This is a genomic window from Proteus mirabilis ATCC 29906, assembly GCF_000160755.1.
Taxonomy (GTDB): Bacteria; Pseudomonadota; Gammaproteobacteria; order Enterobacterales; family Enterobacteriaceae; genus Proteus; species Proteus mirabilis.
Genome location: NZ_GG668581.1, coordinates 1 through 13538 on the forward strand (window position 1 = coordinate 1; position 13538 = coordinate 13538).

Sequence of the window (13538 nt, forward strand, 5' to 3'; positions counted from 1 at the left end):
CGTATACTACGCTATTCCTATGAAGAGTCAAGAGTTTTTTCAAACTTTTTTCTTTTCTCTTCCCTTTCCGTCGTTGCTGTTGTCAGCTCATCGTCGGTCAGTGGGTGCGCATTATAGGGGCTTCTCAGATTAGCGCAAGTGTTTTTTGAAAAAAATTCACCGTTCGATTAAAACACCAACAATACGTACAAAAAACAGGTCACAACGAACAGATATCACTCAATTTTGGAAAATTTTGTCGCAAATTCACTAACTTTATTCCAATCAGTATATTCGATTTCTTTTGTTGGATCGGTTTCACCCTTAGTCATCTTCATAATAAGCTGGATCATCACTCTATCAATCCATTTATAACGTGGGTAAAGAAGCGCGCCTGCAAAAACACCTGTTAATCTAGGCTTCCATGGAGTCTTATCTAAAAACTTACGCATATAAGCATTGGTTTCTGGCGTACTCTTTTCAGCTTTTCTTGCCGTAAGATTCACCCCAAAAAAGGCGGATGGCATACTATTTAATTGAGAAAGGTGTTGGGTAATAAATTTATCCAGTACTTTATTAAAATAGCCATATCTAATTGATGCCCCAACTAACACTTTATTATAAGCAGATAAATTAAGGCTATGGTGAACAGCAGTTAAATCTCTTACATCACATTCATAGCCCTGTTGTCTTAGTTCATTAGCTATGTGCGTCATTATTTTTTTAGTTTGACCATCTGTACTGCAGTACAGCAACAGCGCGCTCATACATCACTCCTTGTTTTTGGTTAATCACGCCAAAATGTTGGTGTAAATAAAACCAATAATGTGAAAACTTCTAATCGGCCAAATAACATGGTGACAACAAGTATCCACTTAGCGGCTGGATTCATTGTTGTAAAGTTATCAGCAACAATACCTAATCCTGGACCCAAATTATTAAGTGTTGTAGCAATAGCAGAAAAAGCAGAAAACTCATCAACGCCTGTCGCTATTAATAGCATTAAGCTAATAATAAACACTAAAGCATATGCTGAGAAAAAGCCCCAAACCGCTTCTATAATACGCTCTGGTAATGCTCGATGTCCTAGTTTAATCGTATAAACCGCATTAGGGTGTACAAGACGTTTTAATTCACGAGAGCCTTGTAAAAACAGCAGTAAGATACGGATTACTTTTAATCCCCCCCCCGTTGAACCAGCACAGCCCCCGATAAAGGCAGAACACAACAGTAACAGAGGTAAAAAAGTTGGCCACTGGGCAAAACTATCTGTTGCAAACCCTGCGGTTGTTGCCATTGAAACAACTTGGAAAAAAGCTTGATTAATTGTTGTCCATCCAGAGTCATATACCGAATAGAGCCATAGAACAAGGCTACAAATAATCACTAATCCGAGCTGTATAAAGATAAACATGCGAAATTCAGGATCACGCCAATAAATATTGAGGCTTCGCCCTGTTAAAACCGAAAAGTGTAAAGCAAAGTTACACCCTGAAATTAATAGAAAAACACCAATAATGACGTTAATTGTTGGACTATTAAAATAGCCAATGCTTGCATCATGGGTAGAAAATCCACCGATTGCAATAGTAGAAAAACTATGCGAGATAGCATCAAACACGTCCATACCCGCAATCCACAACGCAAGGGCACAAATAATAGTGAGTAAGACATAAATCAGCCACAATGCTTTCGCAGTTTCTGCGATCCTTGGGCGCATTTTATTGTCTTTCAAAGGCCCCGGCATTTCTGCCCGATAAAGCTGCATTCCCCCAACGCCTAACAGTGGAAGAATGGCCACCGCTAATACGATGATCCCCATTCCCCCTAACCATTGCAGCATTTGGCGATAAAATAAAATCGCTTTAGGTAAGCTATCCAACCCAACAAGTGTCGTAGCCCCTGTGGTTGTTAATCCGGAAAAAGATTCAAAAAAGGCATCGGTAATCGATAGATGAGGTTGTTCCGAAAAAATAAAAGGCAATGCCCCTACGCTGCCTAACACAGTCCAAAATAAAACCACAATAAGAAAACCTTCTTTGGGTTTTAGATCACTTTTATTGTTTCGATTGGGGATCCACAACATTAGCCCAATAATAAGAGCGACAATAAATGTCTGACTAAATGCTCGTCCTGCACCATCCCGATAGATCAACGCAACGATACCGGGGATGATCATCGTGACAGAGAATAAAATAACAAGTAGCCCAACAATTCGGGTTATTGAACGAAAATGCATTTAGCGATTTCCTTGGTAGCAACGATTATTCATTCGGTTCTAAACATATTAATTGCATACTGCCACGACTGATATCGCGTAGTTTACTTTCAACTTTTTCACTCTCTACTGCTGGCAATGATAGTTCAAAAGTGACTTTATCAGTATATTCACTAGAGAGGATCTTCCCTTGATATTCTGCAACAACTTGCTCAAGTAATGACACCAAGGAATATTCACACTCCACAAGAAATCGGCGCTGAGGTACTTTAGTTTTCGTTGGCAAAAGTTTTAATGCCTGCTGTACCCCACTGCCATAAGCACGTACTAATCCACCAGTGCCTAATTTGATCCCGCCGAAATAACGTACCACAACCGCAGTCACCTCTCCCATACCACTCCCTAACAGGGGTGCTAGAATAGGTTTTCCCGCCGTGCCTGTTGGTTCACCATCGTCAGAAAAACCTAACTGCTGTGAATCATCAGGTCTTCCGGCAACAAATGCCCAACAATGATGCCGAGCATCGGGAAACTGCGCTTTAATTGATTGGATATACGCTTTGGCAGCCTCAATCCCTTCAGTATGAGCAATAAATGTAATAAAACGGCTCTTCTTTATTTCTTCACTGAATTCTACCGTTTCAGCGGGGATCAAATAAGCTTTCATCAGGCTAAATGTAAGTCTCTTGTGATATTTTCAATTTTGTTATCGTGGATAATAATATTATCTTCAATACGAATGCCACCAAAAGGCTTGAAGTGTTCAATCAAATGCCAATCAAAATGACTACGATATTTCCCTTCACGCCAAGGTGCTAATAATGAATCAATAAAATAGAATCCTGGCTCAATGGTAAGTACCATTCCCGGCTCTACAATACGTGTACAACGTAAGAAAGGATACATGGCTGGCGCAGCTAAATGAGTCCCTTTATCATCCTGCATAAATCCACCCGCATCATGAACTTGTAAACCTAGCGCATGGCCTAATCCATGTGGTAAGAAGGGAGTTGTTAATCCTTCACTCACCATCTCTTCTTCGCTAATTCCCTTAACAATACCGTATTTATGTAATAATCCGGCAATACGTTGATGCATTTGAATATGATATTCGCTGTAGCGTACTCCCGCTTTCATTGTCGCTATCAATGCCTGTTGCGCATCATTCATATCTTTGACTAAAGCAGTAAATTCATGATTTTCTTTCGCTGAATAAGTACGCGTAATATCCGCAGCATACCCATTATACTCTGCTCCTGCATCAATGAGGAAACTACGATATTCATCTGGCGATTGATGATCTAATTTGGTGTAATGCAAAACAGCAGCATGTTCATTTAATGCAACAATATTGCCATAAGGTACATCTGTGTCCCGATGTCCTGTTGCCATTAAATAAGCCATATTAATATCAAATTCACTTAACTCAGCTTGGAATGCCTCACGAGCGGCGATATGTCCATTGACTGCCATTTTCTGCGCTTCGCGCATACATGCCAGTTCATAACCCGTTTTATAAGCACGATAATAATGATAATAGTTAAGAAGAGATTGGTTATTAACATTATCAAGACTGACACCTAATGAATCAGCCCGTTGTGTATTTGGCCCAATATAAGCAGTATTTTTATTAATAAAAGGTGCTAGCTCTTTTTGAATATCATCGACATTTTTTAAATGGATCAGCTCAATTTCATGGGTCCAATAGCTACTTGGTAAAGCTTCAACACTATGCCAATAATCAACAGGTGAATAGAACCAGAGTTTTGGTTTATTGACACCATCAACCAATAACCAACAATGTGGCACATCAGTTACTGGCACCCACGCTTTAAAGTGTGCATTCACTTTAAAAGGGTAATCACTATCATCAAGGAAAACACCAATAGGTTCACCAGAGTGAATCAAGACATTATCAAGGTGGTGTCTAGATAAAGCATCACGAGTACGATTTTGTAGTGTTTTGATATGTTCTTGATACAGAGAAAGCAATTTTTCCATTACTAATCACCTATCTTTATTTATTGTTAATTATTCAGCTTAACACGCCAACTCTTTTACAGGGTAACACCATAGCAAAAATAGCTTACCATGACTTATTACTATGTTTTTACGATCCTTAATTATGCTGATTTATTCATTTAAACCAATCATATAAAAATCAATATATTAGATAATTTCATTGTGATCAGCCCTACATTTCCTTAATCGAATATTTGCAATTAATTAACATTGTATTCACACTCTAATTATCTGGTCATACCAGTTTATACTTTAGGGAGAATACAAATGCTCTATCAAAGCGAAAATATTCAAGCCGATTGGGTGAAGCAAGGTATTGTTGAGCTCGTTTTCAATGCTAGCGGTTCTATTAATAAATTAGATACAAAAACGGTGGCAATGTTAAGCGAAGCGTTAACAGTATTAGAAAACACATCTGATCTAAAAGGGGTTATTTTACGTTCAGAAAAACCCGCCTTTATTGTTGGTGCCGATATTACCGAATTTTTATCACTTTTTGATGCACCGGTTGAAGAACTGACACAATGGCTACATTTTGCTAATCATATTTTCAATCGATTAGAAGATCTCCCCGTTCCTACAGTTTCTGCCATTAATGGCTACGCCCTAGGCGGTGGCTGTGAATGTGTATTAGCAACGGATTTTCGTATTGCATCACCGGATTTACGCATTGGTTTACCCGAAACAAAACTTGGTATTATGCCGGGTTTTGGTGGCTCTGTTCGGCTACCTCGCCTTATTGGCGTTGATAATGCCTTAGAAATTATTACCGCAGGTAAAGATATTAATGCCGAAACAGCACTTAAGAATGGCTTAATTCAAGCTATTGTCCCTGTTGATAAGCTAAAAGAAAGTGCCATTTCACTGATAGAGCAAGCCATTGATGGCAAATTTGACTGGCAAGCTGCTCGTCAACCTAAAACTGTGGCATTAAGATTAACGGAACTTGAACATAAAATGTCATTTGCTGTGGCAAAAGGCATGGTGATGAAAGTCGCAGGCCCTCATTATCCAGCCCCAATGACCGCCGTTAATACGATAGAAAAAGCCGCATTTCTAGATAGAAAAGCGGCACTTGAATTGGAAACAGAAAACTTTGTCAAACTGACCCGCACCGATGTTGCCAAAGCATTAGTGGGTATTTTCCTTAATGATCAATATGTGAAAGGTATTACTAAAAAACGTCATGCTAGCTTACCAAAACAAGCGGCAGTATTAGGCGCGGGGATCATGGGTGGCGGAATTGCCTATCAATCTGCACTAAAAGGCATTCCTGTTACCATGAAAGATATTAATGCCAACTCCCTTGAATTGGGTATGACAGAAGCACTCAGTCTGTTACAAAAACGTCAAGAAAAAGGACGTATGAGTGCCGTTGATATGGCAAAAACCCTCGCCTCTATTCATCCTACCCTAAACTATGCCAGTGTAGCTGATGCACAAATTGTGGTCGAAGCGGTGGTTGAAAACCCTAAAGTAAAAGCCTCTGTACTTGCTGAAACCGAAGCGCTCCTTGCTGATCATGCTGTACTTGCTTCGAATACCTCAACAATCCCCATTTCGCTACTTGCCAAATCACTAACACGCCCTGAAAATTTCTGTGGAATGCACTTCTTTAATCCCGTTCACCGCATGCCTTTAGTTGAGATCATTAAAGGTGAAAAAACCAGCGAAGAGACGATTAATCGCATTGTCAGTTATGCTAGCAAAATGGGTAAAACGCCAATCATTGTTAATGACTGTCCGGGGTTCTTTGTCAATCGCGTGCTCTTCCCTTATTTCGCCGGGTTTTCTCTTTTATTAAGAGATGGTGCTGATTTTATTGCTGTAGATAAAGTGATGGAAAAAGCCTTTGGCTGGCCAATGGGTCCGGCTTATTTACTGGATGTTGTCGGTATCGATACAGCGAATCATGCTCAAGCAGTGATGGCTCAAGGTTTCCCAGACAGAATGGGAAGTATTGATAAAGACGTTATTGCGCTTTTATATCAACAACAACGCTATGGTCAGAAAAATAATCATGGTTTCTATGACTACACTATTGATAAGCGTGGTAAAAAACAAAAGCAGGTAGATAACGATATTCACAGCCTTATTGAACATCATGTCGGCAAAAAACAGGAATTTAACCAAGACACTATTATTGCTCGTATGATGATCCCAATGATCAATGAAGTTATTCGTTGCTTAGATGAAGGCATTATCGCCTCACCTGCAGAAGCCGATATTGCATTAGTGTATGGTTTAGGCTTCCCTCCTTTCCGTGGTGGTGTCTTCCGTTACCTCGATACCATTGGATTAGCACAATTTGTTGCAAATGCAGAGCAATACTCAGAATTAGGGCCACTTTACCAAATTCCTGAGAGCTTAAAACAAAAAGCATTACGTAACGAAACCTACTATCCAAAGCCTGCAAAAGTAGATGTTAACATCAGAGAACTCGCTTAAGGAGAGAAGAAATGGAAAAGGTTGTCATAATTGATGGTGTTCGCACCCCAATGGGACGTTCAAAAGGCGGGGCATTTCGCCATGTAAGAGCTGAAAATCTCTCTGCGCAATTAATGCAAGCTTTGCTTAAGCGTAACCCTGATATTGATCCCAATGATATTGGCGATGTGATTTGGGGCTGTGTGCAACAAACTTTAGAGCAAGGCTTTAATATTGCACGTAATGCCGCACTATTAGCAGAATTACCGCATAAAGTTCCGGCAGTAACCGTCAATCGTTTATGTGGCTCTTCGATGCAAGCCTTGCATGACGGTGCTCGCCAAATTATGTTAGGAGAGAGCCAAGTTGCTTTAATTGGTGGCGTTGAACATATGGGTCATGTACCGATGACCTATAATGCTGACTTTAACCCAGCATTAAATCTTTCTGTAGCAAAGGCTTCATTCTCAATGGGGTTAACTGCAGAAATGTTAGCAAAATCATTTCAAATATCTCGTGAAGAACAAGACAAATTCGCCTATCGCTCACACCATTTAGCCGCCCTCGCGACCCAAAAAGGCTATTTTGACAACGAACTTGTTGCCATTAATGGTCATGATGCAGCAGGAGATTTTATACGCGTCAGCACGGATGAGGTTATCCGTTATAACCCAAGTCTTGATGAATTAGCACAACTTAGACCCGTGTTTGATCCCGCCACGGGCTCCGTCACTGCGGGGAATTCATCGGCCGTCTCTGATGGGGCATCCGCGATGTTTATCACGAGCGAAAGTTATGCTAAGCAACATCATTTAAAACCCCGTGCAATTATTCGTTCGATGGCGGTAACAGGTTGTGATCCGGCAATCATGGGATATGGTCCCGTTCCTGCCACTGAAATAGCGCTAAAGAAAGCAGGGTTAACCCTCAGTGATATTGATATCTTTGAACTTAACGAAGCCTTTGCAGCGCAATCCTTAGCTTGCATGAAAAAAATGAATTTACTCGATAGCATTGATGACAAAATCAATCTTAATGGTGGTGCTATTGCACTTGGGCATCCATTAGGTTGTTCTGGTGCCAGAATAACCACCACGCTATTAAATATTATGGAGCGTAAAGATGCACAATTAGGATTAGCGACAATGTGTATTGGATTAGGCCAAGGGATAGCAACCATTATTGAGCGAGTTTAATCAAGATGATTTTTCATTTTGAGTAATATCACTTGGTTGACATGTTTGATTGCTTGGTTTTTTAACCATTTTCCCGCCGTCAGGGGCGGGTTTTTTTATGGTTTTTTTATCGTTATTGCTTATTAAATAAACTCAAAAGCATCACTAAATAAGCGTTCTCTATCAGCATTACGCTCATTACAAAAACGATCTCGCGCTATTTTAGCCATTTCAAAACGTCCTGCGATATAAATATCATAGGATGATAAATCGCCAAAATCTTCACTAATTGCCGTTAATACAGTCCCTTTTCTACCACGCCAAGCGTCATCAGGTTGTTCAACAACAGGTACGACTGATAATGAGGGATACTTTTCCGTTAAATCTTGCAACTCATTAAGATCATAAAGATGCACCTGCTCTCGTCCTCCCCAATAAAGCGTTATCGCACGTTGAGGATTTTCTTGTAATGCCGCTAGCAAGATAGAGTGAGTATAAGAAAATCCTGTTCCTCCTGCGATAAGCAACAAAGGACGTTGGCTCTGTTGTCTAAACCACGCATTACCATGGGGAATATCAATCTTTAATTGTTGAGTTTCTAAAATAAGATCGAGCACAGCCATTGCGTAAAGATTCAGATCTGACGCGCCAATATGAAGCTCAATAAAGTCTTTATTTTCGGGAATAGAGGCAATAGAGAATGGGCGCTTATCTCGCTCATCCATAACCGCTAAAAGGTATTGTCCAGCCTGAAAATCAAATGGGCCATCAGGTAATAATCTTACCCGATACACCGTATCTGTTATCGGCTCAACGAGTGAGACTTTACAGTTCAGTATCGCCATGTTGTTCCTCTATTATTATTTAACAATATCGAGCTGTTCCCAAATAGTATCGACCCGCTGTTTTATTTCATCCGTCATTACGATAGGTCGCCCCCACTCTCTCTCTGTTTCACCGGGCCATTTATTGGTCGCATCTAACCCCATTTTGGAGCCTAAACCTGAAACAGGTGAAGCAAAATCAAGATAATCAATTGGCGTATTTTCCATCATAATGGTATCTCTTGCGGGATCCATTCTAGTTGTGATAGCCCAAATCACATCTTTCCAATCTCTTGCATTCACATCATCATCGCAAACAATCACAAATTTAGTATACATAAATTGTCGCAAATAAGACCAAACTCCCATCATTACGCGTTTAGCGTGACCAGCATACTGCTTTTTCATGGTCACAACCGCTAAACGATAAGAGCAACCTTCAGGAGGTAAATAAAAATCGACAATCTCAGGAAATTGTTTTTGTAATATCGGTACTAATACTTCATTAAGCGCAACGCCTAATACTGCCGGCTCATCCGGTGGACGCCCTGTATAAGTAGAGTGATAGATAGCATCTTTACGACGTGTTAGATGTGTTATGGTAAATACTGGAAAAGAGTCAATCTCATTATAATAACCAGTATGATCACCATATGGCCCTTCTGGTGCAAGCTCACCGGGTTCAATATACCCTTCGAGAATAATTTCGGCACTTGCCGGGACTTCCAAGTCATTGGAAAGGCATTTAACGACTTCTGTTTTATTACCTCGCAATAATCCAGCAAAGGCATATTCAGATAATGTATCTGGTACTGGCGTTACGGCACCTAAAATTGTCGCAGGATCAGCTCCTAATGCAACAGAAACGGGAAAACGTTCTCCTGGGTGTTTTTGACACCATTCTTGGAAATCTAACGCGCCACCGCGATGAGATAACCAACGCATAATCACTTTATTTTTGCCAAGCACTTGTTGGCGATAAATACCTAAATTCTGGCGCTCTTTAAATGGCCCTCGCGTTACTGTAAGTCCCCATGTAATCAAAGGTGCTGCATCTTCAGGCCAACAATGCATCACGGGGATCTTAGTTAAATCAACATCATCGCCAGTTAACACAACCTCCTGACAAGGGGCTTTGCTCAGGCGCTTAGTTGGCATATTTAAAACTTGCTTAAATTTAGGTAACTTATCAAAAAGATCACGAAATCCTTTCGGAGGATCAGGCTCTTTTAAAAATGCTAATAGCTTACCCACTTCATGTAAGGCTTTAACATCATCTTGCCCCATCCCCATAGCAACACGCTCAGGTGTACCAAATAAATTACATAGCACTGGCATATCAAACCCTTTAGGATTTTCAAATAACAGTGCAGGCCCACCAGCACGTAATGTTCTGTCCGCTATTTCGGTCATTTCAAGGTAGGGATCTATTTCAAAGGTGATGCGTTTTAATTCACCTTTTTCTTCGAGTAATGAAAGGAAATCTCTTAAATCGCGGTATTTCATCATAATCTTACGAGCCAGTGAGTGAGAGAAAAGAGGGCAAAGCCCTCTTTGAAACACTATAAGCTAAACGCATAACTCACTAAAAAGCAATGCCTTTTATATGAGATTGCAAATTATTATTATAAACAGCGAAATGGAACCCATTTTGCCAACATTTTTGTATCAAACTGTTCTGGAAAAGTTTTTCCATGTTGGAAAATTTTAAAGCCTTCATTTTTAGCGCTGTAATAACGTAACTCTTCACCCTGAATATATAAGTAACTACCTTCACGAATGGCAACCACTATCTCGTCTGGGTTCATCGCACAAAACTCCGCAATACGCTCATCTCGAGTTTCGCCCATATGTCCACTAATGGTGGCATCAATATAGTGCGGGTTAATTTGTACAGGGAATAATCCCAGTGAAGGCATAACAACAGAACAGCGCACAGGCATATCATTTGTAGTACGGATAGTCGGAGTGGCAACATTACAACCCGCACTCCAACCGATATAAGGGATATTACGTTCACGAACTGCACGCTGGATAGGAACCACTAATCCTTTCTCATGCAGCATTTGGTTTAATAACCACGTATTCCCCCCACTAACTAAAATACACTCAGCATTGTTAATGGCTTCCACTTCTGAATCAAAATGTTCAATACAAGTCACTTCAATACCTAATACTTCTGATAATTCACGAGCACGTTGGTCGTGATCAGAACGAATAACCGCATATGCAATAAGCACGGCAGAACGAATACCACGCTTTTTAATCATGCTGTCGATATTATCTTTGGCGTAACTTAACCATTGTGGGTCCCCGGCAATCTTCCCATTACTCAATAAAAAAACTTCCATTTGAAAACCTCTTTATAATTATGGATCAGGATCTAAGATAATTATCTTGGGAGTTTTTTCTTGTTTTTGCCATCATTTTTTTGTCAACTTGTTACCTCTATCTGAGATAAGATTGAAACTTCTCAAAACCACTGCATTTATTGCGTCTGAACACGGTTTCAGTGATCATTTTCTAGTATAAAATTGCATTTCACTTGTTACATTTACCGACAGATTACTGTTACCTTTATCATAAATTTGCTATTATCCTCCTAATTAGAATCAACTAACCCTTTGTCTCTATTATGAAAAACTGGCACCTTCTGTATTGTAAACGCGGACAAATCGCTCGGGCGATCGAACACTTAGAACGTCAGCAGGTGATCTGCTTTACGCCGATGGTGACAATAGAAAAGTTAATAAGAAATAAAAGAACTTTGGTCACCGAGCCTTTGTTCCCGAATTATCTATTTATTCAATTTGATCCAGAGGTCATTCATACCACTACGATAAATTCTACCCGTGGTGTTAATGCCTTTGTGCGCTTTGGACGCTATCCTGTCACAGTGCCACAAGAGGTTATAGATACCTTACAATCGCCGACACCGTCTTCAGTTATCTACAGTGAAGAAAATGTGCCGCATAGTGGTGATTATGTATTAATTACGGAAGGTGTTTTTCAGGGGATCAAAGCGATATACCAAGAGCCAGACGGCGAAACTCGCTCTATTTTGCTATTAAAAATATTAAATAATGAAGTGAAAAAATCCGTTGATAATAAAGAGTTTAAAAAAGAGCCTTTCTAAAAAGTTAACCCAGCCTTAGCTGGGTTAATAAATTATGTTTTTAGAAAACTCACTTCCTAAAATTATTTCTGCTGTTCTGTTGCTTGCGCCTCAGCCTCTTCAGCTTCTTCTTCTGGTGTTTTTCTTCTGCCATTATTGACATAAAAACGGGACACCAAGACACCAATCTCAAACAATAAATACATCGGTATTGCTAATAATGTTTGAGAAAAAACATCAGGTGGCGTTAATACCATGCCAATAACAAAAGCACCCACTAAGATATAAGGACGTTTTTTCTTTAATGCATCAGGTGTTGTGACACCACTCCAACACAGCAAGATGATCGCAATAGGAACTTCAAATGCGGCCCCAAACGCCATAAACAGCGTCATTACGAAACTTAAATACTTACTGATATCTGGAATAAAGTTAACCCCTTCTGGGGTAGTATTCACAAAGAAACCAAATGCAAGTGGAAACACAACAAAATACGCAAACGCCATACCGAGATAAAATAATACGGTACTTGAAACCAGTAACGGTAACATTAAGCGACGTTCATGTTTATACAGTGCTGGTGCGATAAAAGCCCATACCTGATAAAGGATCACAGGAACAGAAGCAAAAACGGATACCATAATAGTCAATTTAATCGGCGTCAAAAAAGTTGAGGCAACATCAGTCGCACTCATATTTGACCCCTGCGGCAACTTATCAAGTAAAGGTGCCGAGATTAATTGATAGATATCGTTAGAAAAATAAACCAAAGCCAGAAAAACCACTAGAACTGAAACTAAGCTGTACATTAGACGCTTACGCAGTTCTATTAAATGGCTGATCAGCGGTTGGGTATCATTTACTGCCATGTTTTAGTGCTCACCATTTGCCTGATCAGTTGTTTTCTTCTCTACTGTTACTGTTTTGGTAACAGGAACATCTGGCTTAATAACATGTTCTGTATTTTCAGTTACCGTTTTGGAACTGTGTTGAACATCGTCATTCGCTTCATTCGCTTCATTCGCTTCAGCCAGTGCCGCTAAATCAGAAGGCGTAGGTTCCGTAGAGTCGGTTTTTACAGACTGCTCTGTCTCTGTAGATCCTGGCGTTGTAGGTGCTTGATAAGTTTCTTTTAAAGACTGTGCAGCCTCTTTTAACTCATCCATCGACGCTTTTAGCTCAGGGGATAATGTTTGCAAATTCGCTTTCTCTTCCACTTTCTTCAGGCTCTCTTGAAGCTCTTGAAGTTTTAGTTCTTGAGTTAGCTCATTTTGCACATTCGCCGCCAAAGAGCGCAATGCCCTTACCCAGCCAGCAATTGTTTTTACTGCTACGGGCAATCGTTCTGGCCCCAGAAAAACAAGACCTATCACCATGACCAATAGCAGCTGACTAAAACCAATGTCAAACACGGTTTACACCTGCTCTTTATTTTTGCTCTCAGTGGTTGACTTCTCTTCTGTCGAAGTCTTCTGCGCTAAATTTTTAGTATCAAAATCTGCGTCGTTCGTGGTTTTTTCTGCGTTGTTGGTCTCTTTTTGGTTTTCGTCACCCATCGCTTTTTTAAAGCCTTTGACTGAAGCACCCAAATCTGAGCCTAAAGTGCGCAGTTTATTAGTACCAAATAATAAGACTACGATGACAGCGATGATGAGTAATTGCCAAATGCTAATACCGCCCATTTTATGTTCCTCAACTATTTTAGGAGTTATACTTTACAACAGTGCCCATTATATACATCGAATTCAATTTTCGGGAATCTCGAATTCATATTATAA

The 13538-nt window shown here is 40.0% G+C and carries 13 protein-coding genes; 3 read left to right on the forward strand and 10 right to left on the reverse strand.

Annotated features, from left to right (window positions below; all coding sequences use genetic code 11):
* Window positions 1-215: 215 nt before the first annotated feature.
* The 4 genes from hemG to pepQ are packed head-to-tail and all read right to left on the reverse strand — an operon-like array spanning window position 216 to window position 4198.
* Complete coding sequence (gene hemG / locus HMPREF0693_RS13805) at window positions 216-746, reverse strand: menaquinone-dependent protoporphyrinogen IX dehydrogenase (RefSeq protein ID WP_004246101.1); 531 nt, start codon at window positions 744-746, stop codon at window positions 216-218.
* A 20-nt stretch (window positions 747-766) separates the two neighbouring features.
* Window positions 767-2218: a Trk system potassium transporter TrkH gene (trkH, locus tag HMPREF0693_RS13810; protein ID WP_004246102.1), complete on the reverse strand. Its 1452-nt coding sequence runs from the start codon at window positions 2216-2218 to the stop codon at window positions 767-769.
* 25 nt (window positions 2219-2243) lie between these two features.
* Complete coding sequence (locus HMPREF0693_RS13815; protein ID WP_004246103.1) at window positions 2244-2864, reverse strand: IMPACT family protein; 621 nt, start codon at window positions 2862-2864, stop codon at window positions 2244-2246.
* Window positions 2864-4198 (reverse strand): Xaa-Pro dipeptidase, encoded by a 1335-nt coding sequence (pepQ, locus tag HMPREF0693_RS13820; protein WP_004246104.1) that lies wholly within the window; start codon window positions 4196-4198, stop codon window positions 2864-2866. The genes HMPREF0693_RS13815 and pepQ overlap by 1 nt, the downstream gene beginning before the upstream one ends.
* Window positions 4199-4486: 288 nt before the next feature.
* Between pepQ and fadB the strand changes: the two genes are divergently transcribed.
* Window positions 4487-6667: a fatty acid oxidation complex subunit alpha FadB gene (gene fadB / locus HMPREF0693_RS13825; protein ID WP_004246105.1), complete on the forward strand. Its 2181-nt coding sequence runs from the start codon at window positions 4487-4489 to the stop codon at window positions 6665-6667.
* Window positions 6668-6678: 11 nt separating this feature from the next.
* Window positions 6679-7842 (forward strand): acetyl-CoA C-acyltransferase FadA, encoded by a 1164-nt coding sequence (gene fadA, locus HMPREF0693_RS13830; protein ID WP_004246106.1) that lies wholly within the window; start codon window positions 6679-6681, stop codon window positions 7840-7842.
* Between the two features lie 122 nt (window positions 7843-7964).
* Here the strand turns inward: fadA and fre are convergent, their stop codons facing one another.
* The 3 genes from fre to pepE form a co-directional block, all read right to left on the reverse strand.
* Complete coding sequence (fre, locus tag HMPREF0693_RS13835) at window positions 7965-8666, reverse strand: NAD(P)H-flavin reductase (RefSeq protein ID WP_004246107.1); 702 nt, start codon at window positions 8664-8666, stop codon at window positions 7965-7967.
* A 15-nt stretch (window positions 8667-8681) separates the two neighbouring features.
* The gene (ubiD, locus tag HMPREF0693_RS13840; RefSeq protein ID WP_012368791.1) at window positions 8682-10151 is read right to left on the reverse strand and encodes a 4-hydroxy-3-polyprenylbenzoate decarboxylase; all 1470 of its coding nucleotides are present in this window, start codon (window positions 10149-10151) and stop codon (window positions 8682-8684) included.
* Between the two features lie 119 nt (window positions 10152-10270).
* Window positions 10271-10996, reverse strand: a complete 726-nt coding sequence (gene pepE / locus HMPREF0693_RS13845) for a dipeptidase PepE (protein ID WP_004246111.1) — start codon at window positions 10994-10996, stop codon at window positions 10271-10273.
* Window positions 10997-11280: 284 nt separating this feature from the next.
* Between pepE and rfaH the strand changes: the two genes are divergently transcribed.
* Window positions 11281-11781: a transcription/translation regulatory transformer protein RfaH gene (rfaH, locus tag HMPREF0693_RS13850; RefSeq protein WP_004246114.1), complete on the forward strand. Its 501-nt coding sequence runs from the start codon at window positions 11281-11283 to the stop codon at window positions 11779-11781.
* A gap of 62 nt (window positions 11782-11843) precedes the next feature.
* On the opposite strand, the gene tatC is transcribed toward rfaH, so the two are convergent.
* From tatC to tatA, 3 genes are read right to left on the reverse strand one after another with little or no spacing between them, the layout of a single operon-like run.
* Entirely contained in the window at window positions 11844-12629 is a 786-nt protein-coding gene (tatC, locus tag HMPREF0693_RS13855; RefSeq protein ID WP_004246116.1) for a Sec-independent protein translocase subunit TatC, read from the reverse strand.
* Between the two features lie 3 nt (window positions 12630-12632).
* Window positions 12633-13172: a Sec-independent protein translocase protein TatB gene (gene tatB / locus HMPREF0693_RS13860; RefSeq protein WP_004246117.1), complete on the reverse strand. Its 540-nt coding sequence runs from the start codon at window positions 13170-13172 to the stop codon at window positions 12633-12635.
* 3 nt (window positions 13173-13175) lie between these two features.
* Entirely contained in the window at window positions 13176-13442 is a 267-nt protein-coding gene (gene tatA, locus HMPREF0693_RS13865; RefSeq protein WP_004246118.1) for a Sec-independent protein translocase subunit TatA, read from the reverse strand.
* Between the last annotated feature and the right edge of the window lie 96 nt (window positions 13443-13538).